Source organism: Neisseria lactamica (assembly GCF_901482445.1).
Classification (GTDB): domain Bacteria; phylum Pseudomonadota; class Gammaproteobacteria; order Burkholderiales; family Neisseriaceae; genus Neisseria; species Neisseria lactamica.
This window is the reverse complement of the sequence record NZ_LR590477.1, coordinates 38,911-64,203: the sequence shown is the minus strand read 5'-3', so window position 1 is coordinate 64,203 and position 25,293 is coordinate 38,911. Positions and strand designations below refer to the sequence as shown.

Genomic DNA, 25,293 nt, shown 5'->3' with positions numbered 1-25,293 from the left:
TCAAACACTGTCCGGGCCGTCTGAAAAGCGGCCTGAACCTTTTTGCAAAGAAAACCATGTCCCAAGAAATCCTCGACCAAGTGCGCCGCCGCCGCACGTTTGCCATCATCTCCCACCCTGACGCGGGTAAAACCACGCTGACCGAAAAACTCTTGCTGTTTTCAGGCGCGATTCAGAGCGCGGGTACGGTAAAAGGCAAGAAAACCGGCAAATTCGCCACTTCCGACTGGATGGAAATCGAGAAGCAGCGCGGCATTTCCGTGGCATCAAGCGTAATGCAGTTCGACTACAAAGACCACACCGTCAACCTCTTGGACACGCCGGGACACCAAGACTTCTCCGAAGATACCTACCGCGTTTTAACCGCCGTCGACAGCGCATTGATGGTCATCGACGCGGCAAAAGGCGTGGAAGCACAAACCATCAAGCTCTTAAACGTCTGCCGCCTGCGCGATACGCCGATTGTTACGTTCATGAACAAATACGACCGCGAAGTGCGCGATTCCCTGGAACTTTTGGACGAAGTGGAAAACATTTTAAAAATCCGCTGCGCGCCCGTTACCTGGCCGATCGGTATGGGCAAAAACTTCAAGGGCGTGTACCACATCCTGAACGACGAAATCTATCTCTTTGAAGCGGGCGGCGAACGTCTGCCGCACGAGTTCGACATCATCAAAGGCATCGACAATCCCGAATTGGAACAACGCTTTCCGTTGGAAATCCAACAGTTGCGCGACGAAATCGAATTGGTGCAGGCGGCTTCCAACGAGTTCAATCTTGACGAATTCCTCGCCGGCGAACTCACGCCCGTGTTCTTCGGTTCGGCGATTAACAACTTCGGTATTCAGGAAATCCTCAATTCATTGATTGACTGGGCGTCCGCTCCGAAACCGCGCGACGCGACCGTGCGCATGGTCGAACCGGACGAGCCGAAATTCTCCGGATTTATCTTCAAAATCCAAGCCAATATGGACCCGAAACACCGCGACCGCATCGCCTTCCTGCGCGTCTGCTCCGGCAGATTCGAGCGCGGTATGAAGATGAAACACCTTCGCATCAACCGCGAAATCGCCGCCTCCAGCGTGGTAACCTTTATGTCGCACGACCGCGAGCTGGTGGAAGAAGCCTACGCCGGCGACATCATCGGCATCCCGAACCACGGCAACATCCAAATCGGCGACAGCTTCTCCGAAGGCGAACAACTGGCGTTTACCGGCATCCCCTTCTTCGCGCCCGAACTGTTCCGCAGTGTCCGCATCAAAAACCCTCTGAAAATCAAGCAACTGCAAAAAGGTTTGCAACAGCTCGGCGAAGAAGGCGCGGTACAGGTGTTCAAACCGATGAGCGGCGCGGATTTGATTTTGGGCGCGGTCGGCGTGTTGCAGTTTGAAGTCGTAACCTCGCGCCTCGCCAACGAATACGGCGTAGAAGCCGTGTTCGACAGCGCATCCATCTGGTCGGCGCGCTGGGTATCGTGCGACGACAAGAAAAAACTGGCGGAGTTTGAAAAAGCCAACGCGGGCAATCTCGCCATCGACGCGGGCGGCAACCTCGCCTACCTCGCCCCCAACCGCGTGAATTTGGGACTCACGCAAGAACGTTGGCCGGACATCGTGTTCCACGAAACGCGCGAACATTCGGTTAAACTGTAAAACACAAAGGTCGTCTGAAACATTCAGACGGCCTTTTTTTCATTCGATATCAACCCAATAAATCCCAAGCAAACTTTCCAATGGTCAGGCACAGCAGCAACATAAATCCGTAACGCAGCTCAAATATTGTCTTATTTTAGCTTTTAGCACCTCACCAAACATTTTCGGAACAAATGTTGACTTTAACCTTAGGTCAAGGTTTATAATTTGTACTTATTCAGCTATTACATAGGCGAAAAACATGAAAAAACTTATGACTTTTATCACACTTAGTGCTGCTGCAGTTTCAATTCATGCCCACGCTAATGAACAACCGCATCAAGCACACATGAATATGCCAATGTCGACAGGTTCTGCAATGCAACAAGAATTAATGCAAGGTATGAATCAAATGCATCAAGACATGATGGCAGCTGCGCAATATAAAGATCCTGATGTTGCTTTTGCAGCAGGTATGCTGCCACACCATATTGGCGCAGTAAAAATGGCGGAAGTTGAATTAAAATACGGAAAGGATCCTGAGATGCGTAAGCTTGCTGAGGATATTATTAACGCACAACAAGCGGAAATTGAACAAATGCAAAAATGGCTTAAAGCACACAACAAAAAAAGCTCCGTAAAATGATCTGACCCCAAAAGTTAGACTGATTTAGTTCAAGGACTGAGTTCTGTAATTCACAGAGCTCAGTCCTTTTAGTTTCCCCTGAATGCGCTCATGGTTGTAATAATGAATGTACTCATGAATCGTTTTTTCCAGTTGTTAGAACGTCTCAAATCATTTACCGTAATAACATTCCATTTTTAATCGTCCAAAGAAGCTTTCCATCGCACTATTATCTAATAAGGTTTATGCTGTTAAGGTCTAATAAGTTGATATATAAGCTGATATTCCCGATAGTCACATTATTCGGGGTCGATATTACAGGCAGGATTTTAAAAGCAATCAGGGGGAATGTTTAATAAATCCTTTAACAATATATACCTTACCGAAGAAGGAAAAATGAACGCAATCCGAACTTTCCAAAACCGCACGCCCGAAATCCATGAAACCTGTATGATAGACGAAGCCTGCGTCGTCATCGGCGAAGTGTCGCTTGCCGAAGATGTTTCCGTGTGGCCGTGCGCCGTGTTGCGCGGCGATGTGAACAGCATCACCGTCGGTGCGCGCAGCAATATACAGGACGGCCTCGCCTACTTCGCGCCTAACCGCGTCAACCTGAATCTGACGCAAGAACGCCGGCGGACATCGTGTTCCACGAAACACGCGAGCACTCGGTGAAACTGTAAAGTAACAGAAAACAAACATGCCGTCTGAAACCCAAAATTTCAGACGGCATGTTTATTTAACCCGGAAATCTTATTCCGCTTGTCGGTACTGTTTCGACAGTTTCACATAATGCGCGGCGGAATACTTCAAAAAGGCTTTTTCCTCATCGGTCAGCACGCGCACCTGTCTGACCGGAGAACCGATATAAAGGTAGCCGCCTGCCAAGTGTTTGCGTGGCGGAACGAGGCTGCCCGCACCGATCATCACTTCGTCCTCAATCACGGCATCGTCCAAAACGGTGCTGCCCATACCGACCAAGACGCGGTTGCCGATACGGCAGCCGTGCAGCATCACTTTGTGCCCCCACGGTAACGTCTTCGCCGATAACCAGCGGCGACCCTTCGGGTTTGGCGGCGGTTTTGTGGGAAACGTGCAGGACGCTGCCGTCCTGTATATTGCTGCGCGCACCGACGGTGATGCTGTTCACATCGCCGCGCAACACGGCGCACGGCCACACGGAAACATCTTCGGCAAGCGACACTTCGCCGATGACGACGCACGCTTCGTCTATCATACAGGTTTCGTGGATTTCGGGCGTGCGGTTTTGGAAAGTTCGGATTGCGTTCATTTTTCCTCCTTCGGTAAGATATATATTGTTAAAGGATTTATTAAACATTCCCTCTGATTGCTTTTAAAATCCTGCCTGTAATATCGACTCCGAATAATGTGACTATCGGGAATATCAGCTTATATATCAACTTATTAGACTTTAACAGCATAAACCTTAAATGATACGCCCTTCTTCTTATACCAGCATCGCACTCTATATTTTTACTTGTCATTATAAAAAGCAAAACGAGATATTCGTAGGAAAGAAAAGAATAAAGATAACTTGATATATCCCTATCAAATTCCATTTCCGCATTTTTCTCCAAAATATATAATAATGACTTTATACTTTTTTCCGAAACAGTTCCCGTAATAGAATCTTTTCTTCCCTGCCGATAATAGTAATAACAACCGTCCAAATAAGAAAAAGTTGTTGCCGCATTAAATAACCTCATTGACCATTCGATATCTTCAGAATAAATCCCCTTTTCAAAAAATAGTTTTTCTTTGATGATCAATTCTCTTTTTATAATCTTATTCCACGCCGAACCCGGAAATTTTCTAAATCGGCATAATCCTTTCAAAACTTCGACTTTGGATTGATTGAGTATTTTTTCAGGCTGATAATCTTCGCCAAAATATGAAACACTTCCCTTATCATATTTAACCGCATTTAAAAAAACCACATCCGGCATATCAATATCATCTTTACTAAGAAAATCCAGCAAGACCTGACAATTAATAAAATCATCCGAATCAATAAAGACTATATATTTTCCGTTTGAATTTTTTATTCCGGTATTTCTCGCCTCCGACAACCCTTGGTTATCCTGATATATATATTTGATATTTGGTGTCCGGTGTTTGTTGTTTGTTGTTTGTTGTTTGTTGTTTGTTGTTTGTTGTTTGTTGTTTGTTGTTTGTTGTTTGTTGTTTGTTGTTTGTTGTTTGTTGTTTGTTGTTTGTTGTTTGTTGTTTGATATTTTATCTATATATTCATAACATATATCTTCACTTCCGTCTTTTGACCCGTCATTCACAAGGATAAGTTCGACATTTTCATTACTTAATATAGGTTCTATGGAACTTAAACACGCCTCCAAATAACTCTCGACATTATAAATGGGAACTACGATACTTAAATCCATATCTTTCTCATTTTACTAAATAATTTTAATCTTAACCCAATCATAACCGGCGGGCGGGGAAACGCCCCCTCCCTGTTTGATAACGGACGCGCCGTTTCCTGCCGCCCGAAAGGTTTCAGACGGCAGGGATTCCGGTTATTTGCCCGCTTTGAGCCCTTGCCACAGCTTCACGCCCAGTTTGGCGGATTCTGCGGATTTGGGCGATACGATGAAACTTTTTTCCATCAGTTCTTTGGTCGGGAAAATCGATGGATCGTTTGTGTATTTGGCTTCCATCAAATCACGCGCGGGCCGGCTGGCGGGCGCGTAGGTAACGAAGCTGCCGTTTTTCGCCACCACCTCGGGCCGGAGCGTGTAGTCGATATAGCGGTGGGCGTTGGCAACGTTTTGCGCGTCGCGCGGAATCATAAAGGAATCCACCCACACGCCCACGCCGGTTTTCGGGGTCAATACTTTGATTTCCACGCCGTTTGCGGCTTCTTCGGCACGGGTTTTGGCAATGTTCAAATCGCCGCCGTAACCGATGGCGGCACACAGGTTGCCCGCCGCCATATCGTCGATATAGCCGGAAGAGCTGAAGCGTTTCACGTCGCCCCGGACGGCTTTCATCATATCGACGGCGGCTTTGATGTCTTCGGGATTCTCACTGTTGGGGTCTTTGCCCAAATAGTGCAACGCCAAAGGAATCTGTTCGATTGCGCTGTCGAAATAGCTGATGCCGCAGGATTTGAGTTTGGCGGTGTATTCGGGTTTGAACACCAAATCCCATTCGTTTTCGGGCAGCTTGTCCGTACCCAATGCCTTTTGCACCTGCCGCGTGTTGATTGCCAAAGTGTTGATGCCCCAGAAATAGGGGACGGCGTATTCGTTGCCCGGATCGACGGCTTCCATCATTTTCAGCAAATCTTTATCGATGTTGCCGTAATGGGGGATTTGCGCCTTGTCGATTTTCTGATACGCGCCCGCTTTGATTTGCCGGCCGACGTTGGCGATGGACGGCGCGGTCAGGTCGTAGCCGGATTTGCCGGTCAGGACTTTTGCCTCCAGTGTTTCGTTGCTGTCGTAATAATCGGAACGCGTCTTGATGCCGGTTTCTTTTTCAAAGGCGGCGACGGTTTCGGGATCGACATAATCCGACCAGTTGTAGATATTGAGTTTGCCCGATTGTCCGGCTTCGGGCTTGGCGGAGGGGGTTTGGGCGGCGGTATCGCTTCCGCCGCCGCACGCAGTCAAGGCGAGGCTCAGGATTGCCGCCGCCACCAGTGTTTTTTTCATGGTTTTCGACCTTTCGTTCAAAAATAAAAAACATTGCAGGGACGGCCGGGCCGCCTGCATCGGAAGCTGTGGGGGCGGCCGGTCGGCTTTCTTGGCCCTTGGTGCAGCAAGGTTTGCATTAAACGGCAAAAACAGCCGGGGCGCAACCGTTAATTTTCACGGGTTTGCCGTTCCGGTGCCCGATCGGGCGGTAATGCGGGACATTGTTCCGCCTGCGTAAAAATGCCGTCTGAAGCCTCGGCGGCGTTCAGACGGCATTTTTCAAAACGGCAAATCAGTTGCTCAACACGTCCACGCCTTTGGGCGGGGTAAACTTGAACGCGCCGCGCGAGAGTTGGGGATCGGTATTCAAACCGCCGAAACTGATGGAGGTTTGGTTGCCGAAGCTGTCTTTAAGCTGCATGGCGGCGAGGTTGCCGCCTTTGAAGCCGATGCGGATGTATTGGTAGCCGGCGTTGTTGCGTTTGGGCGTTGCCAGCACATAATCGATGCCGTTGGACGAACCGTCCTCTTTCAGCGTGTAGCTGCTTTCGAGGGCGGTTTTGTTCGACAGGATGGCGGCGGGGCTGCCGCCTATGGCCTGGTCTTGGGACGACTTGGTCACTTGTGCCAAATCGACATCGTAGAGCCAAACGGTTTGACCGTCGCCGACAATAGTCTGTTTGTAGGGCGAAGTGTATTCCCATTTGAAGAGGCCCGGGCGCAGGATTTTGAACGTGCCGTGCGCGGTTTGGGTTTTCTTTTTGCTTTGGACGGTTTGGGTGAAGCTGCCGCTGATACCGTCGGCATCGTTGTTGAATTGCTTGAGCGCGTCCACCGCGCCCGCCTGTGCGGAAGCGACGGCGACGGTCAGGGAGCAAACGGCGAGGAATTGGAACAGGTTGTGCGGTTTCATCATTATTTTTCCTTGTCGGGATGGGTGTGGCGTAAAGTATCGGCGCGGCAAAACAATCATATGGGCGGCGTTACGGGCGGTTTGTATTTTGCAAACCGCGTTTTCCGAGGGCTGATTTTTTTGACCGCTCGGAAAAGGCAGGCGCGCCACGCTGCCCTTTAATGTGTGCCGCGTTATAGTGGATGAACAAAAATCAGGACAAGGCGACGAAGCCGCAGACAGTACAAATAGTACGGAACCGATTCACTTGGTGCTTCAGCACCTTAGAGAATCGTTCTCTTTGAGCTAAGGCGAGGCAACGCCGTACTGGTTTTTGTTATAATCCACTATATTTGACGGTTTGGGCGCGGAATGCCGAATCGCGGAGATTATATGCCTCATCTTGTTTTTTTAAAACGCTATAATATTTGTTTTCCGAACACGGCGGACTTGAGATGAAACCCGATATTTATGCTTTGCTGGAACGCGCCCTGCTTTCGGGCGACCCCGATGAAAAAGGACGGCTGACGGATGAGGCGTTTGCCGCCGTTCAAAACATGGACGGGGCTGAAACAAACGCGCCGCCGCTGGATTTCCCCCGCGCGGGACAGCCGGACAAGCCGGTTTTGGTCGCGCCATCACAACTGACCCCGCGCAAAATGAACACAACCGAAGGCTATGCGGCGATGCTGCACGCGATTGCGCATATCGAGTTCAATGCCGTCAATCTGGCTTTGGACGCGGCATACCGTTTCCGCACGCTGCCGTTTCAGTTTGTCCGCGACTGGGTGAAAGTGGCGAAGGAAGAGGTGTACCATTTCCGCCTGATGCGCGAAAGGCTGCGCGCTTTCGGCTTCGATTACGGCGATTTTGAAGCACACAATCATTTATGGGATATGGCATACAAAACCGCCTACGATCCTTTGTTGCGTATGGCTTTAGTGCCGCGCGTATTGGAAGCGCGCGGGCTGGACGTTACGCCCGGCATACGCGCGAAGGTGGCGCAGCGCGGCGATTCGGAAACCTGCGGCGTGTTGGACATTATTTACCGCGACGAAGTGGGCCATGTCGCCATCGGCAACCGGTGGTATCAACACCTTTGCCGCGAACGCGGTTTGGAACCGATTGCCCTGTTCCGCAGTCTGATTGCCCGTTACGATATGTTTATCTTCCGCGGCTATGTGAACATCGAAGCGCGGGAAAAAGCGGGCTTCAGCCGCTTCGAGCTGGATATGCTGGAAGATTTCGAGCAGGGTTTGAAACAAGGCAAAAAGGTCGTCTGAAAACCCTGAAGCCGGATTTTCAGACGGCCTCTGTTGAGGAACGTTATGTCTCACCATCACGAACACCATCATCACGCACACGCCCACACGCATACCGCCAACAAAAAAGTATTGCGCGTGTCGTTCATCATCATCGCCGCCTTTATGCTGCTGGAGGCGGCCGGCGGCCGGCTGACCCACTCGCTCGCACTGCTTTCCGACGCTGGGCATATGTTCGGCGACGCGTTTTCCTTGGGCGCGGCATTGTGGGCGTTCAAACTCGGCGAAAAAGAAACCACGCTGCAAAAGACCTTCGGCTACAAACGTTTTGAAATCCTCACCGCCATGTTCAACGGCTTGTCGCTGGTGGTCATCGCCGTAATGATTTTCTACGAAGCCGTCAAACGCCTGCTTTATCCGCCCGAAATCGCCACGCCGGGGATGCTCGTCATCAGCATTATCGGACTGCTGGTCAACATCGGCGTGGCGGTTTATATGCTGAAAAACAGCGACACCGAAGCCAACGTCAATATGCGCGGCGCGTATCTGCACGTTTTAAGCGACCTTCTCGGCTCGGTCGGCGCGGTTGCCGCCGCCGTACTTATGATGGCGTTCGGCTGGAAATGGGCGGATCCGCTCGTCAGTATGTTCGTTGCCGCGCTGGTCGGACGAAGCGGCCGGAGCCTGCTCAAACAAACGCTGCACATCCTGATGGAGGGCACACCCGAAAACATCCGCACCGACGACCTGCTCGACGTTATCCGCAACACCGAAGGCGTAAAATCCGTCCACGACTTACACGTCTGGACGATTACAAGCAATATCAACGCCCTATCCTGCCACATCGTCGTGGACGGCAGCATAACCGTTGCCGAATCCGAACAAATCGCCTACCGCATCGAACACGGTTTGTCCCACAAAAACATCGGACACTGCACCATCCAAATCGAAAGCGAACACCACCCGCATCCCGACAGCGTCTTGTGCGCCAACAAAACCGGCGGCGCGCACCATTGCCGCCGTCAAACCCAAAGCCTTGCAGGCAAACCCATCGGAAAACCAAAGGAAGCCTTATGATACAAGCCGTATTGTTCGACCTCGACGGCACGCTCGCCGACACCGCCCCGGACCTCGGCAGCGCGCTCAACGCCGTGTTGCGCCGCCACAACCTGCCCGAAAAAAGCATCGCGGAAATCCGCCCGTATGCCGGACACGGCGCGGCAGGACTGCTCAAACTCGGCGCAGGCATCACGCCCGACCACCCCGACTACGCCCGGTGGCGCACCGAATACCTCGACGAATACGACCGCCGCTACGCCCAAGACACCGCCCTCTTCGACGGCGTGGACGAACTCATCGCCGAACTCGGCAGGCGCGGCATCAAATGGGGCATCATCACCAACAAACCCGCCCGCTTTACCGACAAACTCGTTCCCAAACTCGGCTTTGCCGTTCCGCCCGCCGTCGTCGTCAGCGGCGACACCTGCGGCGAACCCAAACCAAGCGTCAAACCTATGCTGTATGCGTGCGGACAAATCCACGCCGAGCCGCAACACACTGTCTACGTCGGCGATGCCGAACGCGACATCCAAGCCGGGCGCAACGCCGGTATGACGACCGTCCTTGCCGAATGGGGTTATATTTCCGATGAAGACGATACCGACTCTTGGCAGGCGGATTTCCACATCCGCACGCCGTTCGATCTGCTCGAATGTCTGGACAAAATATAGTAGATTAACAAAAATCAGGGCAAGGCGACGAAGCCGCAGACAGTACAAATAGTACGGAAACGATTCACTTGGTGCTTCAGCACCTTAGAGAATCGTTCTCTTTGAGCTAAGGCGAGGCAACGCCGTACTGGTTTTTGTTAATCCACTATACAGCCCTGAAAAATATCCGCCCCACAAACATAAAACTGCCGTCTGAAACCTGATTGCAGACGGCATTTCCACCTTCAAACCGAATCAAAGCCCGTCAAAACCTGCGCTTCAACTTGCACGCCTGAAGGATGTGCACGGCAAGCTCCTCCACCGATTTATCGGTCGTATTCGCAAACGGAATCCCGTGCCGTCTGAACATATTCTGCGCGTCCGCCACCTCGCTGCGGCAGGTATCGATACGCGCATAAGCCGAATTCGGGCGGCGTTCCTGACGGATGGCCTGCAAACGCTCCGGCTGGATGGTAAGTCCGAACAGCTTGTCTTTGTACGGTTTGACCATACGCGGCAGATCGACGGATTCCAAATCGTCGGGAATCAGCGGATAGTTGGCGGCGCGGATGCCGTATTGCAACGCCAGATAAAGGCAGGTCGGCGTTTTGCCCGAACGCGATACACCCATCAAGATTACATCCGCTTCCTGAAGGTTTTTATCGCTGACACCGTCGTCGTGGTTGAGCGAAAAATTGACCGCCTCCATACGCGCATCGTAACGTTGGGTATTACCGATACTGTGGTGTCCTTGCGTAGCGGCAACCGCCTCGGTGTTGAGTTCCTTTTCCAAAAGCCCGAGGAAAGTTTCAAAAAAATTGATATGGAAAGCGTCTGCCTGCTTGATGATTTCACGGATTTCATCGTTGACCACGCTGACAAACGCAATCGGACGCTGACCGTTTTCCTGCCGGCTCCGATTGACCTTCTCCACCACCTCGCGCGCCTTGTCCGGTGTATCGACAAACGGGTGCGTATGGCGTTTGAACGCCACATTGCCAAACTGGTTCAACAAAGCCTCGCCGATATTTTCGGCCGTCAGGCCGGTGCGGTCGGAAATATAAAACACTTGGCGCGGACTGCCCATCGCCCCTCCTTAAATACAGGATAAAAATATCATCATAACAGCAGCGGCAGACAAGGGGGAAGCACCCCGCCGCCCCTACCTCGGATTACACCCCAAAAAAAACAAATCATATTTTAAAATAAATTACCGAAAAACTATATTTCTTTAAAATAAAATTCCAAAAAAAGAAACCGGAAAAATACGGCACAAAACATTAACCTATTCAAAACCATCTGTTTTATAAAGGAAATACCTGAAAAAAACAATATGCCGCCCATCGATTTCAAACCGCTACACAGCCCGAACCCGCCATTTTTCAGACGGTGCCGCGATTGTCCGGACAGATAAAAACGTGACAGCGGCGGAACGAATCGCTTAAAATAAGGACGCGGATTTGTTTCTTTTTTAACATATTTTGGATTGGACACACAAATGGCCGACAACTATGTAATCTGGTTTGAAAACCTGCGTATGACAGATGTTGAACGCGTGGGCGGTAAAAACGCCTCGCTGGGCGAAATGATCAGTCAGCTGACCGAAAAAGGCGTGCGCGTCCCCGGCGGTTTTGCCACCACGGCCGATGCCTACCGCGCATTCCTCGCACACAACGGTCTGAGCGAACGCATTTCCGCCGCACTGGCAAAATTGGATGTCGAAGACGTTGCCGAACTGGCGCGTGTCGGCAAAGAAATCCGCCAATGGATTTTGGACACTCCCTTCCCCGAACAGCTCGATGCCGAAATCGAAGCGGCATGGAACAAAATGGTTGCCGATGCCGGCGGTGCGGACATTTCCGTTGCCGTACGCTCTTCCGCAACCGCCGAAGACCTGCCGGACGCATCATTCGCCGGACAACAGGAAACCTTCCTGAATATCAACGGCTTGGAAAACGTTAAAGAAGCGATGCGCCATGTATTCGCCTCCCTGTACAACGACCGCGCCATTTCTTACCGCGTCCACAAAGGCTTCGAACACGACATCGTCGCCCTTTCCGCAGGCGTGCAGCGTATGGTGCGTTCCGACAGCGGCGCGTCCGGCGTGATGTTCACCCTCGATACCGAATCCGGTTACGACCAAGTCGTCTTTGTCACTTCATCCTACGGCTTGGGCGAAAACGTCGTACAAGGCGCGGTCAACCCCGACGAATTCTATGTGTTCAAACCCACGCTGAAAGCAGGCAAGCCCGCCATCCTGCGTAAAACCATGGGTTCGAAACACATCAAAATGATTTTTACCGACAAAGCGGAAGCCGGTAAATCCGTAACCAACGTCGATATCCCCGAGGAAGACCGCAACCGCTTCTCCATTACCGACGAAGAAATCACCGAGTTGGCACACTACGCGCTGACCATCGAAAAACACTACGGCCGCCCGATGGACATCGAATGGGGACGCGACGGCTTGGACGGCAAACTCTACATCCTGCAAGCCCGTCCCGAAACCGTCAAATCCCAGGAAGAAGGCAGCCGCAACCTGCGCCGCTTTTCTATCAACGGCGAAAAAAACGTCTTGTGCGAAGGCCGCGCCATCGGTCAGAAAGTCGGACAGGGCAAAGTACGCCTGATTAAAGATGCTTCCGAGATGGATTCCGTCGAAGCCGGCGACGTACTGGTTACCGATATGACCGATCCGGATTGGGAACCCGTGATGAAACGGGCTTCCGCCATCGTTACCAACCGGGGCGGACGCACCTGCCACGCGGCGATTATCGCGCGCGAACTGGGTATTCCTGCCGTTGTCGGCTGCGGCAATGCGACCGAATTGCTGAGCAACGGTCAAGAAGTTACCGTATCCTGTGCTGAAGGCGATACCGGCTTCATCTATGCCGGTCTGTTGGACGTACAAATTACCGATGTTGCTTTGGACAATATGCCTAAAGCACCTGTAAAAGTCATGATGAACGTCGGCAATCCCGAACTCGCATTCAGCTTCGCCAACCTGCCCAGCGAAGGCATCGGCTTGGCGCGTATGGAATTTATCATCAACCGCCAAATCGGCATCCACCCGAAAGCCTTGTTGGAATTTGACAAACAAGACGACGAATTAAAAGCGGAAATTACCCGCCGTATCACCGGTTACGCGTCCCCTGTCGACTTCTACGTCGATAAAATCGCCGAAGGCGTGGCGACATTGGCCGCATCGGTTTATCCGCGTAAAACCATCGTCCGTATGTCCGACTTCAAATCCAACGAATACGCCAACTTGGTGGGCGGCAGCATCTACGAACCGCACGAAGAAAACCCGATGTTGGGCTTCCGGGGTGCAGCGCGTTATGTCGCCGAAAGTTTCAAAGACTGCTTCGCACTCGAGTGCAAAGCCTTGAAACGCGTTCGTGACGAAATGGGGCTGACTAACGTTGAAATTATGATTCCGTTCGTCCGCACTTTGAGCGAAGCCGAAGCCGTTGTTAAAGCCCTGAAAGAAAATGGTTTGGAACGTGGCGAAAACGGCTTACGCCTGATCATGATGTGCGAGCTGCCGAGCAACGCCGTATTGGCGGAACAATTCCTGCAATACTTCGACGGCTTCTCCATCGGCTCTAACGATATGACCCAGCTGACCCTCGGCCTCGACCGTGACAGCGGCTTAGTGTCCGAATCGTTTGACGAACGCAACCCTGCCGTCAAAGTGATGCTGCATTTGGCAATTTCCGCCTGCCGCAAGCAAAACAAATATGTCGGCATCTGCGGTCAAGGTCCGTCAGACCATCCGGACTTCGCCAAATGGCTGGTTGAGGAAGGCATCGAAAGCGTGTCTCTGAACCCGGATACCGTCATCGAAACCTGGCTGTATTTGGCGAATGAATTAAACAAATAATCAATGCCCATACCCCCGAGCCTGAAAAGCTCGGGGGTATTTTTCCAAACGACTTTACTCAAGCGATATATCCTGCCGATAAAGGCTGCCTCCGCCTGAGATAATATTTGACACCCACGCGCCGACTGCCTACAATTCCCCTTTCTCCGAGCAACCGCCAACGGTCAGCTTCTTCTTTCAGACGGCATCCGCCCGTCTTTTCCTCTTCTATATATCATTATTATGCACGTCTCTGAATTACAAACCCTGCACATTTCCAAACTTTTAGAGTTGGCAGAAGAACACGCTATCGAAAATGCCAACCGTTTCCGCAAGCAAGACTTGGTTTTTGCCATCGTCCGTCAAATGATGAAAAAAGGTGAGAGTTTTACCTGCTCCGGCACACTCGAAATCCTGCCCGACGGTTTCGGTTTCCTCCGCAGCGCGGACACCTCCTATCTCGCGGGCCCCGACGACATCTATGTCTCACCCACCCAAATCCGACGCTTCAACCTGCATACGGGCGACACCATCGAAGGCAGCGTGCGCGTCCCCAAAGACAACGAACGCTATTTCGCCCTGGTCAGACTGGATTCCATCAACGGCGACCACCCGGAAGTATGCCGCCATAAAATCCTGTTTGAAAACCTGACTCCTCTGTTTCCGACCAAACAGTTAAAACTGGAACGCGATTTAAAGTCCGAAGAAAACCTGACCGGACGTGCCATCGACCTGATTTCTCCCATCGGCAAAGGTCAACGCGCCCTCTTGGTTGCCCCGCCCAAAAGCGGTAAAACCGTGATGCTGCAAAATATTGCCCATGCCATTACCGCAAACTATCCTGAAGTCGAACTCATCGTCCTCTTGATTGACGAGCGTCCCGAAGAAGTTACCGAAATGAGCCGCTCCGTCCGTGGCGAAGTAGTCTCCTCCACCTTTGACGAGCCGGCTCAACGCCACGTCCAAGTTGCCGAAATGGTGCTTGAAAAAGCCAAGCGTATGGTGGAACACAAAAAAGACGTGGTCATCCTGCTGGATTCGATTACCCGCCTTGCCCGTGCCTACAACACCGTCGTGCCTACCTCGGGCAAAATCCTGACCGGCGGTGTCGATGCCAACGCACTGCATCGTCCCAAACGTTTCTTCGGTGCGGCGCGCAACGTGGAAGAAGGCGGTTCGCTGACCATCATCGCCACCGCATTGGTTGAAACCGGCAGCCGTATGGACGATGTGATTTACGAAGAATTCAAAGGCACCGGCAATATGGAATTGCACCTCGACCGCCGTATGGCGGAAAAACGCCTCTTCCCCGCCATCAACATCAACAAATCCGGCACGCGCCGCGAAGAACTGCTTGTGCCGAACGACCAGCTGCAACGTATGTGGCTGCTGCGCAAATTCCTGCACCCGATGGATGAAATCGAGGCAGCCGAATTTTTAATCGGAAAAATCAAAGCCTCTAAAAACAATGATGATTTCTTTGAACTGATGCGCGGAAAATAAACGCGCCGCCCGCATTAATGCGAAATGCCGTCTGAAGCCTGAAAATCGGGTTTCAGACGGCATTTTCATTCACACGGTCCCGGCGCGGTAACGGCGCAACCGCCGGCAATGTCCGTATCTGCCTGCCGAATGTGCAGCCTTTGCAAAGCCGGCTTTAAGGCATCCGTACCGGCATTGGAAACCGATGCGGGAACTTGATTCGAGATTGCAGCAAACCGCGTCCATTCTTATATAAATTTTATTTTTTATTTCATAAATAAAATTTTTTAATATATTAATCAATAAATTAATTTTATTAAACGAAAATATTGTCAACAATATTTTGCCTTATCCTCCAAACATCTGTATATTTTCCTACGGCAGATTGTTGACAATCCGTCCGCCCCCATATGCGCCGCCTGAGGATGCCCCTCCTGCCGGACAACGGATACGACGGATCGGATGCACTATTTTCACGTTCAAACAAGGGATTTGTTTCACACAGGGCGGCACATCGGCACAACTCCCCGCGCCTCCCGGTTCGGCAGGGCTTGCGCCATCCCGGACAAGCCCCGACCCCGCCTTCCCGAAAGACAGAATCCAACCATTAAGGAAACTTCAATCAAAATGAAAAAACACATATGGGCGGCATCTTTGCTGCCGGCATCCCTATCGGCAGAACCATTAAACTGGTGGAAGCCTTATTCCGCCGTCAATTCGGGCGATACCGCCTGGGTGATGACTGCGGCTGCCTTGGTATTGTTGATGACGCTTCCCGGACTGGCTTTATTCTACGGCGGTATGGTGCGGAAAAAAAACCTGCTCTCGACGATGATGCACAGCTTTTCCATCGCGGCATTGGTGGGCATTCTTTGGGTCGCAGTCGGCTATTCTTTGGCGTTCACGCCGGGAAATGCCTTTATCGGCGGTTTGGGGCGCGTATTTTTAAGCGGGATGCAGATAGACGCTGCCGCAAAAATGTTGACCGTCTCGCCTAATGCGCCGACTGTTCCCGAACCGGTATTTATGTTTTTCCAGATGACGTTTGCCATTATTTCGACCGCCATTATTACCGGCGCGTTTGCCGAACGGATGAAATATTCGGCAATGATGCTGTTTTCGGGCATATGGTTTTTATTGGTTTATGTGCCGGGCGCGCATTGGGTGTGGGGCGGCGGCTTTATGAGCAAAGGCGGCGTATTGGATTATGCCGGCGGTACGGTGGTGCACATCAATGCCGGTATCGCGGGACTCGTCGCCGCCTTGGTTTTGGGCAGGCGCATAGGCTACGGGCGCGAGGCGATGCCTCCGCACAATATGGCGATGACGCTGATCGGCGCGGCAATGTTGTGGTTCGGCTGGTTCGGCTTTAACGCCGGTTCGGCGCTTGCGGCAGACGCGGCGGCGGGTATGGCGATGGCGGTAACGCAGGTGTCGGCCGTATTCGGCGCGGCAGGCTGGCTTGCCTGCGAAAAAATAGCGGGACACAAACCTTCCGCTTTGGGGCTGGCTTCCGGCGCGGTTTCCGGGCTGGTCGGCATCACTCCTGCCGCCGGCTTTACCGGCCCGTCGGGCGCGGCCGCCATCGGTATATTGACTGCCGCCGCGTGCTTTGTGTCCGTCACCGTCGTCAAACACAAATTGCGTTACGATGATTCTTTGGACGCTTTCGGCATACACGGATTCGGCGGGCTGGTGGGCGGAATATTGACCGGCATCTTTTTCGACAACCGCATTTTCGGCGGGGATGCGGCAGTTTGGCAGCAGTTGTGGATACAGATAAAAGACGGATTCGTTATGGCGGCATACAGCGGGCTGATGAGTTGGGCGATTTTGAAGGTTGTGGGGAAAATCTGCGGCGGCCTGCGCGTCGGCAAGGATGTCGAACGCGAAGGTTTGGATCTGAATATCCACGGCGAACGCGTGGAATAAGGGCGGCTATGCCGTCTGAAGCCTGGAAATCGGGTTTCAGACGGCATTTTTCACGTTTGCCGCCGATGGGGATAAACATATAGTGGATTAACAAAAATCAGGACAAGGCGACGAAGCCGCAGACAGTACAAATAGTACGGAACCGATTCACTTGGTGCTTCAGCACCTTAGAGAATCGTTCTCTTTGAGCTAAGGCGAGGCAACGCCGTACCGGTTTAAAGTTAATCCACTATACTGCCTGCGACGCTCAACGGCTGTCTTTCCACTGATAATATTTCGAGCCGAGGAAAGAACCGAGCTTTCTCAAAAACGGCTGGAGGATGATATTCGGCTGGCGCAACCGCTCAAACGGCTTCAGACGGCATTCGTCCCCTAAAATTGCTTCCGCAACCGCCAAACCTGCAATGCCCGTTATCGCCATCCCGTGCCCGGAATAGCCTTGCGCATAAAAAACATTCGCGGCCAAACGTCCGAAATGCGGGACAAGGTTGGCGGTAATATCGCACTCCCCGCCCCACGAATATTCGATTCCGACATCGGCAAGCTGCGGAAAAACTTTAAGCATATCTTGGCGGACAAGTTCGGTCATACGCGCAGGATCGTCGATAAACTCGTTATCCTTACCGCCAAAAAGCAGTCTGCCGTCCGCGCTGAGGCGGTAGTAGTCCAAAATATGGCGGTTGTCGCATACTGCCATATTGTTGCGGATAAGCCCTTTTGCGCGCGCCCCCAAGGGTTCGGTGGCGATAATAAAGGTGCTGACGGCAATCGCCTTACGCTCCAAAGGCTTGAATATCGGATTCAAACCGGCATAAGTATTGACGGCATAGACCATATTTTTGCATTCGACACTGCCTTCGGGCGTGTAAACCAGCCAACCGTTTTGATGCGGTTCTATGCGCGTCATCGGGGACTGCTCGAAAATCTGCGCGCCGGCTTCGGCAGCGGCGCGGGCGATGCCCAGCGTGTAATTGAGCGGGTGCAGATGTCCGGACAGGGGATCGAATTGCGCCCCTTGGTACATATCGCTGTCAAGCTGCTGTTTCAACTCGGCTTTATCCCAAAGTTGATAATGACTCGCACCGTAATGCCGTTGGGCGCGCCCGTGCCATTGTTGCAATTCTTCCCAATGCTGCGGACGAACGGCAACCGTGGCATAACCGCGCTGCCAATCGCAATCGATGGTATGTTTGCGGACGCGTTCGTCCACCAGTTCGACCGCCTGCAAAGACTGTTGCCAAAACCATTGCGCCTGCTCCAAACCAACCTGTTTTTCAATTTCCTCCATACCGCAGGCGTAATCGCTGATAACCTGCCCGCCGCTCCGTCCCGATGCGCCGAAACCGACGCGCGCGGCTTCCAACACAACCGTTTCTTGTCCCTGCTCCGCCAAGGGCAGTGCGGTGCACAAACCGCTCAAACCGCCGCCGATAATGCAGGTATCGGTTTTCAGACGGCATTGGAGTTTCGGATAAACAGTATGGGGATTAACCGAACTGAAATAATAAGAAGGCAGATATTCTTGAAAATCAGGACGAATCATTGTGTTTGCTTTATCGGGTATATTTTCGGACGGAATGATACAGGCTGTCGGGCCATATCGTCCAAACAGAAAATCGGTTGAAGAAAACAGGCTGACCCGGTTATGCGGTCAGCCTGCCTTATTAGTTAATTTGCTTTCTCGGCAGCCAATTTTTCTTGGCGGTAGGCTTCCGCCGCCTCGCGGTCGCGCTTGGTTGCCTGCCTCATCATCCAATAATTGACGATGATGACCAATGTTCCGACGATGCCGATGAGGATGGTTGCCAAAACGTTCATCTGAGGATCGAGACCCAGCTTGATTTTGGAGAAAATCACCTGCGGCAATGTGGAAGAACCGGGGCCGGACAGGAATGAGGTAATCACCAAATCATCCAAAGACAGGGTAATGCCGAGTAGGAAGCCGGAAGCAATGGCAGGGGCAATCAAAGGCAGGGTAATGACGAAAAAGATTTTCAGCGGACGCGCGCCCAAATCCATTGCGGCTTCTTCGAGCGACTTATCCAATTCGATCAGCCGCGAACGGATGACGACGGTAATGTATGCCATACAAAGCGTGGTATGCCCGAGGAAAATAGTGAAGAAGCCCCTGTCGAAATAGAACGGCTGCAACCATTCGCTGCCCTGCAAAAATATCTGCACCTGAATAATCAGCAGCAGCATAGACAGGCCGGTAATCACGTCGGGCATCACCATAGGCGCGGAAATCATACCGGCGAACAAGGTACTGCCGCGAAAGCGTTTGATACGCGCCATCGCATAGCCCGCCAGCGTACCCAAAACGACGGCGGCAAGCGAGGAAACGACGGCAATACGCAGCGATAACCAAGCAGCTTCCAAAATGGTGTCGTTTTCCAGCAATGCGCCGTACCACTTGGTCGAAAAGCCGCCCCAAACGGTAACCAGCTTGGATTCGTTAAACGAATAGACAACCAAGACGACCAGCGGGATATACAGAAACGCCAGCGACAGTGCCAACATCAGTTTCAAGAACCAAGATAATTTGGATTTCTGCATTATTTGGCTCCTTCTTCCAATTCGCGGTTTTCATAATGCTGGAACAGGGCAATCGGCACGACCAGCAGCGCAACCATCACAACGGCGACGGCGGAAGCCAGCGGCCAGTTGTTTTGATCGAAGAACGCCTGCCACAAGACTTTACCGATCATCAGGTTTTCCGAGCCGCCGACCAGCTCGGGAATGACGAACTCGCCGACTGCGGGAACGAAAACCAGCATCGAACCTGCAATAATGCCGGTTTTCGACAACGGCAGGGTAATCGTCAAGAACGACTTGACCGGTCCCGCGCCCAAGTCGGAAGCCGCTTCGAGCAGGCGGTTGTCGAGTTTCACCAGCTGCGTGTAAAGCGGCAGAATCATAAACGGCAAATAGGCATAAACCATCACCAAGTTCAATGAGAACGCATTGTAGAACAAATCTAATGGCTCACTGATAATACCCATCTTAATCAATAAGTTGTTTATGATGCCGTTATGCCCGAGCAAACCCATCCACGCATAGACACGCAGCAGGAACGATGTCCAAAAGGGCAGCATAATGGCAAGCAGCAAACCATTGCGGACGGATGGGTCGGCACGGGAAATCGCATAGGCGGTCGGATAACCGACCAACAGGCAAATCACCGTCGTCGTCAATGCCGTTTTTATCGAGGACCAATAAGTCATCAGATAGATATTGCTGTTTTCACTGTCGCCGAACGGATTAAGGGTGCTCCAAAAATTTTGGAAAATATCGGCATAGTTTTGATAGCTGATAGCAATGTTCAGACGGCCTAAATCCTCATCGATGCTGGTCAGCGGCGTAAACGGCGGAATGGCGATTTCTTGTTCGGCAAAGCTGATTTTCAGCACGATGGCGAACGGAATCAGAAACAGCACCAAAAGCCAAATATATGGCACGGCAATCACCGCGCGCCGGCCCGGGCGGCGGAACAGTTTGTTTTTCAGTTTTTTAAGGTTCATCTCACTTCCCTTAAATCAACGGAACAACGGAGTCGGTTGGTTTTCCGGCCAGCTGATGTAGACGGTTTCGTCCCAAGTCGGCGGCGTGATGTTGCGCACATACCAATAAGGTGCGGGGACTTGGCTTTTGACGACGCGGCCGTTGGCGAGTTTGATGTGGTAAATGGCGAAGCTGCCCAAATAGGCGATTTCTTTTACCGTGCCTTTCGCCCAGTTATAATCGCCCAAATGTCCGGGTTTTTCTTTATACAAATCGATGTCTTCCGGACGGATGCTGACCCACAAATCCTGTTCGCTCGGGCCGCCCAAACCATGATCGATACGGACGTGGTTTTCCAAACCTTCGCATTCGATGACGGCATAATCCGCATGATCTTCAATCACGACACCGTCAAAAATATTGGTTTCGCCGATAAACTCGGCAGTAAAGCGGCTGTTGGGATAGTCGTACACGTCGCTGGGCGTGCCGACCTGCTGCAACTGACCGTCGGACATAATGGCGATACGGGTCGCCATCGTCATCGCCTCTTCTTGATCGTGCGTAACCATAATGCAGGTTACGCCGACTTGCTCCAGCGTGTTGACCAATTCGAGCTGGGTTTGCTGGCGCAATTTTTTGTCCAACGCGCCGAGGGGTTCGTCCAGTAGCAGGATTTTCGGACGTTTTGCCAGACTGCGTGCCAAAGCGATGCGCTGCTGCTGACCGCCGGACAATTGGTGCGGTTTTCGCTTGGCGTATTTGGTCATCTGAACCAGGCGCAGCATTTCTTCCACACGCGCTGCGATTTCGTCCTTAGGCATTTTGTCCTGCTTCAATCCGAAAGCGATATTTTGCTCCACAGTCATATGCGGGAACAGGGCATAGCTTTGAAACATCATATTGATGGGACGGTCATAGGGCGCGAGTTTGGTAATGTCCTGACCGTCAAGGATGATTTTGCCCTGATTGGGGCTTTCCATACCCGCCAGCATACGCAGCAGCGTGGATTTGCCGCTGCCGGAGCTGCCCAAAAGGGCGAAGATTTCGTGTTGATAAATGTCCAAGTCGATGTTATCGACAGCGTAATTGTCACCAAACTTTTTCACCAAACCTTGGATTTTGAGATAAGGTTTGGCTGAGGACGCAGTGGTTGCGGTCATAATGGCAATACTCCAATAAAAAAACGAGTACCGGCAAAACGGATTTTCGAAAGGGTGATAAAAAGCTGTTTGATTGCTGGCGGGAGTCGCAACGTCTGATGCCGTCTGAAACTCTTGTGAAGCGCACGGGCAGCGTGAAATAAAAAGGGGGTTATAAAGAACCCTGTATTATATTAGCTTATAAGGTCTTAGGGGAATAAATATGGGCCGGTATCATTAATGGGATACGGGAAAAGAAAACACCGCCCGTTTCCGGGCGGTGTCGAAAAGCGCAATTATTTACGCAGACCCAAGCGGGTAATCAACGCACGATAAGTATCGGGTTGGGTACGGCGCAAATATGCCAACAAACGGCGGCGTTGGCTGACCATTTTCAACAGGCCGCGGCGGCTGTGGTGGTCTTTGGGGTTGGCTTTAAAATGGGGGGTCAAATCATTGATACGGAAAGTCAGCAAGGCGACTTGCACTTCGGAAGAACCGGTATCGCCTTCTTTACGTTGGAAATCTTTAACGATTTGCGCTTTTTGTTCTACGGTCAATGCCATAATGAAAACTCCAAAAATATAAGAATCCCCATAGGGATTCAGACAAGTTTGCCAAGCCTGAAGACAACGGCAAACTCCCTATGCCCAAGATAGGACAACGCGGCATTATGCCACAATTCCCGCCTTTCTGCACAATATTTAAAACCGTGAAAACAACCGTTAAAAATGCCGTCTGAAGCATTGTCTGCCTGAAGCTGCGGCACTTCAGACGGCATATGCGCTTCAGACCACGATCTCTTCTTTCTTCTTCACTTCCCTGCCGATGTTTTCACGGCTCAAACCGAACATCAGCAAGAGCGGGCTGGCAACCAATACGGAAGAATAAATGCCGAACACGATACCGATGGTCAACGCCATAGAAAAGCCGTGCAAGGCCGCGCCGCCGAACACCAGCATGGATACGACCATCGCCTCGGTCGAACCGTGGGTAATGATGGTACGGCTCATAGTGGCGGTAATCGCATTGTCGATGACTTCCGGCACGGTATGCCCGCGCATATGCGGCTTGCGGAAGTTTTCACGGATACGGTCGAACACCACCACAGATTCGTTCACGGAATAACCCAAAACGGCCAAGATACCGGCTAAGACGGTCAGCGAAAACTCCCATTGGAAGAAGGCAAAGCAGCCGAGAATAATCACGATGTCGTGCATATTGGCGATAATGGCAGATACGGCAAAACGCCATTCGAAACGCATAGATAGGTAAACGATGATGCCCGCCACCACGAAGCCCAATGCCATCAAACCGTTGGTAACCAATTCTTCACCGACTTGAGGGCCGATAAATTCGACTTGGCGCAAGGCAACGTCGGGATTGTCTTTTTTCAGCAAATCCATCACCCGGTTGGACAATTGGGCGGAAGTTACGCCTTCTTTGTTCGGCAGGCGGATCATAATGTGCTTGTTCGTACCCAATGCCTGAACCTGTATATCGCCCATTTTCAGCGTATCGAGGCGGTCGCGCATCTTATTGACATCCGCACCCTGCCGGTATTGGACTTCCATCACCGTACCGCCGGTAAATTCAACAGAGAAATTCAGGCCTTTGGTCACCAAAAAGAATACGGCGGCGATAAACGTAAGCAGCGAAATAAAGGTCGTCAGTTTGCCGTAGCCCATAAACGGAATATCGCGCTTGATTTTAAATAATTCCATATTTTACTCCTTGCCTGCTGCCATTCCGGCTTCCGGCTTCCACACCGAACCGATGGAAATATTTTGCAATTTGCGGCGGCGGCCGTACCACAGGTTGACCAAAGCACGGAACACGACCACGGACGAATACATCGAAGTCAGAATACCGATACAGTGCACAACCGCAAAACCGCGTACCGGACCGGAACCGAATACCAACAATGCGATACCGGCAATCAGCGAAGTCAGGTTGGAATCGACGATGGTTGCCCAAGCGTGTTGGAAACCAAGGTTGATGGCCTGCTGCGGTGCGACGCCGGCACGAAGTTCCTCGCGGATACGCTCGTTAATCAATACGTTGGAGTCAATCGCCATACCCAAGGTCAGGGCCAGCGCGGCTATGCCCGGCAGTGTCAGCGTCGCCTGCAATGCCGACAAAATACCTATTAAGAACAAGATATTGGTACTCAAGGCAATGGTAGAGAAGAAACCCATCAGGCGGTAGTAAACCACCATAAATACGGCAACGGCGGCGAAGCCCCACAAGGTAGAGTGGAAGCCTTTTTCAATGTTTTCCTTACCCAAAGACGGGCCGATGGTGCGTTCTTCGACAATCTGCATCGGCGCGGCAAGGGAGCCGGCGCGCAGCAGCAGCGAAGTATCGTTGGCCTCGGCCGTCGTCATACTGCCAGAAATTTCCACACGCCCGCCGGTAATGGCGGTGCGGATGACAGGCGCGGTTACGACTTCGGATTTTCCTTGGTCAATCAACACCATCGCCATACGTTTACCGACATTGGCCGCAGTCAGTTCGCCGAAAATGCTGCCGCCCGCGCTGTCCAGGCTCAGGCTCACGGCAGGCGCGCCCATTTGATCGAAGCTGGGTTGCGCGTCGTTGATATTGTCGCCGGTCAGCTCGACCTGCTTGCTGATCAGCAGGGTCTCCGGATGCTCGCCGCCGCTTGAAAGCAGCTCGTAACCGCTCGGCACATTGCCTTCCGAAGCCTCGCGCAACTTGGCGGGATCGTCCTCCACCATACGCACTTCCAAAGTCGCGGTACGACCGATAATATCTTTTGCTTTGGCGGTGTCTTGCACGCCGGGAAGCTGCACAACGATGCGGTCCGGTCCGGATTGCTGGATAACCGGCTCTGCCACGCCCAACTCGTTCACACGGTTGTGCAGGGTAGTGATGTTCTGTTTGACCGCATCGGAACGCACTTTATTGACCGCCTCTTCCGAAAGCGTCAAGACGATATTGCTGCCGTCTGAATTCAGCGTTGCTTCAGGAAACAGCTTGCGCAACTGCGGCATCGCCTTTTGCACATCGCCGGCATCCTGCAAAGGGACGGTCAGGCTGTTTTCAGCCTGACGCACCGTGCCGCTGCGGATTTTTTCGCGGCGCAGTTCGCGGCGGATGTCGCCCGAATAACGTTCAAACGTTTTCTGCATCGCCGCTTTCATATCGACCTGCATGGTGAAATGCACGCCGCCGCGCAAGTCCAGACCCAAAAACATCGGATTGGCTTTGATTTTCGCCATCCATTCCGGGCTGTCTGCCAAAAGGTTGAGCGCGGTAATATAGCCTTCGCCCAAAGTATTTTCGATAACGTCGCGCGCCTTCAGTTGCGTTTCAGTATCTTTGAAGCGCACTTTCAACGAATTGTCGACGACGAACATCCCGTCAGTCTGAATACCCGCCTGTTTCAGCGCGGCATCCACTTTAGACCGGGTTTGATCGTTAATCACAATGGCTTGTCGGTTGGTCGATACCTGTACGGCAGGCGTTTCGCCGAAAAGGTTGGGCAGCGAATAAACGGCCGCGACGGCAACCGTCAGCGCAATCAGCAGGTATTTCCATAAAGGATAGCGGTTCAT

20 protein-coding genes and 4 pseudogenes are annotated in these 25,293 nt (G+C 52.0%); 10 read left to right on the top strand and 14 right to left on the bottom strand.

The genetic code is table 11. The annotated features are described in order from the left end of the window. Nucleotides 1-56 precede the first annotated feature (56 nt). Nucleotides 57-1,652 (top strand): peptide chain release factor 3, encoded by a 1,596-nt coding sequence (locus FGL10_RS00355; RefSeq protein ID WP_003709735.1) that lies wholly within the window; start codon nucleotides 57-59, stop codon nucleotides 1,650-1,652. Between the two features lie 241 nt (nucleotides 1,653-1,893). Next, on the top strand, nucleotides 1,894-2,277 hold the full coding sequence (gene copM, locus FGL10_RS00350) for a CopM family metallochaperone (RefSeq protein ID WP_003709737.1): 384 nt from the start codon (nucleotides 1,894-1,896) through the stop codon (nucleotides 2,275-2,277). A 24-nt stretch (nucleotides 2,278-2,301) separates the two neighbouring features. On the opposite strand, the pseudogene FGL10_RS00345 reads toward copM, so the two are convergent. After that, nucleotides 2,302-2,493 (bottom strand): annotated as a pseudogene (locus FGL10_RS00345) (IS3 family transposase); the annotation flags it as partial. On the opposite strand from FGL10_RS00345, the pseudogene FGL10_RS00340 reads away from it, so the two are divergent. Both FGL10_RS00340 and FGL10_RS12400 read left to right on the top strand, forming a co-directional pair. Next, nucleotides 2,487-2,612 (top strand): annotated as a pseudogene (locus FGL10_RS00340) (sugar transferase); the annotation flags it as partial. The pseudogenes FGL10_RS00345 and FGL10_RS00340 sit on opposite strands and share 7 nt — an antisense overlap. A gap of 40 nt (nucleotides 2,613-2,652) precedes the next feature. Then, nucleotides 2,653-2,838: pseudogene (locus tag FGL10_RS12400) on the top strand (gamma carbonic anhydrase family protein); the annotation flags it as partial. A gap of 171 nt (nucleotides 2,839-3,009) precedes the next feature. On the opposite strand, the pseudogene FGL10_RS00330 reads toward FGL10_RS12400, so the two are convergent. From FGL10_RS00330 to lolA, 4 genes and pseudogenes are all read right to left on the bottom strand, one after another. Then, a pseudogene (locus FGL10_RS00330) lies at nucleotides 3,010-3,547 on the bottom strand (gamma carbonic anhydrase family protein). Between the two features lie 40 nt (nucleotides 3,548-3,587). Beyond that, complete coding sequence (locus tag FGL10_RS00325) at nucleotides 3,588-4,676, bottom strand: glycosyltransferase (RefSeq protein ID WP_003709743.1); 1,089 nt, start codon at nucleotides 4,674-4,676, stop codon at nucleotides 3,588-3,590. Nucleotides 4,677-4,811: 135 nt separating this feature from the next. Next, nucleotides 4,812-5,951 (bottom strand): polyamine ABC transporter substrate-binding protein, encoded by a 1,140-nt coding sequence (locus tag FGL10_RS00320; protein WP_003709746.1) that lies wholly within the window; start codon nucleotides 5,949-5,951, stop codon nucleotides 4,812-4,814. 274 nt (nucleotides 5,952-6,225) lie between these two features. After that, nucleotides 6,226-6,849, bottom strand: coding sequence for an outer membrane lipoprotein periplasmic chaperone LolA (gene lolA / locus FGL10_RS00310; RefSeq protein ID WP_003709748.1), 624 nt, complete (start codon nucleotides 6,847-6,849; stop codon nucleotides 6,226-6,228). A gap of 431 nt (nucleotides 6,850-7,280) precedes the next feature. Here lolA and FGL10_RS00295 point away from each other — a divergent pair, with 431 nt between their 5' ends. From FGL10_RS00295 to FGL10_RS00285, 3 genes are read left to right on the top strand one after another with little or no spacing between them, the layout of a single operon-like run. Further along, on the top strand, nucleotides 7,281-8,108 hold the full coding sequence (locus tag FGL10_RS00295; protein ID WP_003710433.1) for a ferritin-like domain-containing protein: 828 nt from the start codon (nucleotides 7,281-7,283) through the stop codon (nucleotides 8,106-8,108). 45 nt (nucleotides 8,109-8,153) lie between these two features. Continuing rightward, entirely contained in the window at nucleotides 8,154-9,164 is a 1,011-nt protein-coding gene (locus FGL10_RS00290; protein WP_003710434.1) for a cation diffusion facilitator family transporter, read from the top strand. Further along, complete coding sequence (locus tag FGL10_RS00285; protein WP_003710435.1) at nucleotides 9,161-9,817, top strand: HAD family hydrolase; 657 nt, start codon at nucleotides 9,161-9,163, stop codon at nucleotides 9,815-9,817. Before FGL10_RS00290 ends, FGL10_RS00285 begins: the two co-directional genes overlap by 4 nt. A 244-nt stretch (nucleotides 9,818-10,061) precedes the next feature. On the opposite strand, the gene ppsR is transcribed toward FGL10_RS00285, so the two are convergent. After that, a complete protein-coding gene (ppsR, locus tag FGL10_RS00275; protein ID WP_003710439.1) occupies nucleotides 10,062-10,883 on the bottom strand; it encodes a posphoenolpyruvate synthetase regulatory kinase/phosphorylase PpsR in 822 nt (273 codons plus the stop codon). Between the two features lie 411 nt (nucleotides 10,884-11,294). On the opposite strand from ppsR, the gene ppsA reads away from it, so the two are divergent. The 3 genes from ppsA (at nucleotide 11,295) to FGL10_RS00250 (ending at nucleotide 17,072) form a co-directional block, all read left to right on the top strand. Then, nucleotides 11,295-13,679 (top strand): phosphoenolpyruvate synthase, encoded by a 2,385-nt coding sequence (gene ppsA, locus FGL10_RS00265; RefSeq protein WP_003710443.1) that lies wholly within the window; start codon nucleotides 11,295-11,297, stop codon nucleotides 13,677-13,679. A 222-nt stretch (nucleotides 13,680-13,901) separates the two neighbouring features. After that, nucleotides 13,902-15,161: a transcription termination factor Rho gene (gene rho / locus FGL10_RS00260; protein ID WP_003710445.1), complete on the top strand. Its 1,260-nt coding sequence runs from the start codon at nucleotides 13,902-13,904 to the stop codon at nucleotides 15,159-15,161. A gap of 606 nt (nucleotides 15,162-15,767) precedes the next feature. Beyond that, entirely contained in the window at nucleotides 15,768-17,072 is a 1,305-nt protein-coding gene (locus tag FGL10_RS00250) for an ammonium transporter (RefSeq protein ID WP_036470159.1), read from the top strand. A 247-nt stretch (nucleotides 17,073-17,319) separates the two neighbouring features. Here the strand turns inward: FGL10_RS00250 and FGL10_RS00240 are convergent, their stop codons facing one another. The 8 genes from FGL10_RS00240 to secD form a co-directional block, all read right to left on the bottom strand. After that, entirely contained in the window at nucleotides 17,320-18,615 is a 1,296-nt protein-coding gene (locus FGL10_RS00240) for an NAD(P)/FAD-dependent oxidoreductase (protein ID WP_003710451.1), read from the bottom strand. Nucleotides 18,616-18,740: 125 nt separating this feature from the next. Beyond that, the gene (locus FGL10_RS00230; protein ID WP_003710452.1) at nucleotides 18,741-19,628 is read right to left on the bottom strand and encodes an ABC transporter permease subunit; all 888 of its coding nucleotides are present in this window, start codon (nucleotides 19,626-19,628) and stop codon (nucleotides 18,741-18,743) included. After that, the gene (locus tag FGL10_RS00225) at nucleotides 19,628-20,593 is read right to left on the bottom strand and encodes an ABC transporter permease subunit (RefSeq protein ID WP_003710454.1); all 966 of its coding nucleotides are present in this window, start codon (nucleotides 20,591-20,593) and stop codon (nucleotides 19,628-19,630) included. Before FGL10_RS00225 ends, FGL10_RS00230 begins: the two co-directional genes overlap by 1 nt. Nucleotides 20,594-20,608: 15 nt before the next feature. Next, nucleotides 20,609-21,733: an ABC transporter ATP-binding protein gene (locus tag FGL10_RS00220; RefSeq protein ID WP_003710456.1), complete on the bottom strand. Its 1,125-nt coding sequence runs from the start codon at nucleotides 21,731-21,733 to the stop codon at nucleotides 20,609-20,611. 275 nt (nucleotides 21,734-22,008) lie between these two features. Then, nucleotides 22,009-22,278, bottom strand: coding sequence for a 30S ribosomal protein S15 (gene rpsO / locus FGL10_RS00215; protein WP_002217790.1), 270 nt, complete (start codon nucleotides 22,276-22,278; stop codon nucleotides 22,009-22,011). Between the two features lie 38 nt (nucleotides 22,279-22,316). Then, entirely contained in the window at nucleotides 22,317-22,493 is a 177-nt protein-coding gene (locus tag FGL10_RS11885) for a hypothetical protein (protein ID WP_003710458.1), read from the bottom strand. A 7-nt stretch (nucleotides 22,494-22,500) separates the two neighbouring features. After that, on the bottom strand, nucleotides 22,501-23,436 hold the full coding sequence (secF, locus tag FGL10_RS00210; RefSeq protein ID WP_003710460.1) for a protein translocase subunit SecF: 936 nt from the start codon (nucleotides 23,434-23,436) through the stop codon (nucleotides 22,501-22,503). A gap of 3 nt (nucleotides 23,437-23,439) precedes the next feature. After that, nucleotides 23,440-25,293 carry a protein translocase subunit SecD gene (gene secD, locus FGL10_RS00205; protein ID WP_003710462.1) on the bottom strand — a complete coding sequence of 618 codons (1,854 nt, stop codon included), beginning with the start codon at nucleotides 25,291-25,293 and terminating at the stop codon, nucleotides 23,440-23,442.

Bases quoted from the DNA above. Each gene is read 5' to 3' on its own strand.
- FGL10_RS00355 (WP_003709735.1), top strand. From the start codon at position 57: ATGTCCCAAGAAATCCTCGACCAAGTGCGCCGCCGCCGCACGTTTGCC.
- copM (WP_003709737.1), top strand. From the start codon at position 1,894: ATGAAAAAACTTATGACTTTTATCACACTTAGTGCTGCTGCAGTTTCA.
- FGL10_RS00325 (WP_003709743.1), bottom strand. From the start codon at position 4,676: ATGGATTTAAGTATCGTAGTTCCCATTTATAATGTCGAGAGTTATTTG.
- FGL10_RS00320 (WP_003709746.1), bottom strand. From the start codon at position 5,951: ATGAAAAAAACACTGGTGGCGGCGGCAATCCTGAGCCTCGCCTTGACT.
- lolA (WP_003709748.1), bottom strand. From the start codon at position 6,849: ATGATGAAACCGCACAACCTGTTCCAATTCCTCGCCGTTTGCTCCCTG.
- FGL10_RS00295 (WP_003710433.1), top strand. From the start codon at position 7,281: ATGAAACCCGATATTTATGCTTTGCTGGAACGCGCCCTGCTTTCGGGC.
- FGL10_RS00290 (WP_003710434.1), top strand. From the start codon at position 8,154: ATGTCTCACCATCACGAACACCATCATCACGCACACGCCCACACGCAT.
- FGL10_RS00285 (WP_003710435.1), top strand. From the start codon at position 9,161: ATGATACAAGCCGTATTGTTCGACCTCGACGGCACGCTCGCCGACACC.
- ppsR (WP_003710439.1), bottom strand. From the start codon at position 10,883: ATGGGCAGTCCGCGCCAAGTGTTTTATATTTCCGACCGCACCGGCCTG.
- ppsA (WP_003710443.1), top strand. From the start codon at position 11,295: ATGGCCGACAACTATGTAATCTGGTTTGAAAACCTGCGTATGACAGAT.
- rho (WP_003710445.1), top strand. From the start codon at position 13,902: ATGCACGTCTCTGAATTACAAACCCTGCACATTTCCAAACTTTTAGAG.
- FGL10_RS00250 (WP_036470159.1), top strand. From the start codon at position 15,768: ATGAAAAAACACATATGGGCGGCATCTTTGCTGCCGGCATCCCTATCG.
- FGL10_RS00240 (WP_003710451.1), bottom strand. From the start codon at position 18,615: ATGATTCGTCCTGATTTTCAAGAATATCTGCCTTCTTATTATTTCAGT.
- FGL10_RS00230 (WP_003710452.1), bottom strand. From the start codon at position 19,628: ATGCAGAAATCCAAATTATCTTGGTTCTTGAAACTGATGTTGGCACTG.
- FGL10_RS00225 (WP_003710454.1), bottom strand. From the start codon at position 20,593: ATGAACCTTAAAAAACTGAAAAACAAACTGTTCCGCCGCCCGGGCCGG.
- FGL10_RS00220 (WP_003710456.1), bottom strand. From the start codon at position 21,733: ATGACCGCAACCACTGCGTCCTCAGCCAAACCTTATCTCAAAATCCAA.
- rpsO (WP_002217790.1), bottom strand. From the start codon at position 22,278: ATGGCATTGACCGTAGAACAAAAAGCGCAAATCGTTAAAGATTTCCAA.
- FGL10_RS11885 (WP_003710458.1), bottom strand. From the start codon at position 22,493: ATGCCGTCTGAAGTGCCGCAGCTTCAGGCAGACAATGCTTCAGACGGC.
- secF (WP_003710460.1), bottom strand. From the start codon at position 23,436: ATGGAATTATTTAAAATCAAGCGCGATATTCCGTTTATGGGCTACGGC.
- secD (WP_003710462.1), bottom strand. From the start codon at position 25,293: ATGAACCGCTATCCTTTATGGAAATACCTGCTGATTGCGCTGACGGTT.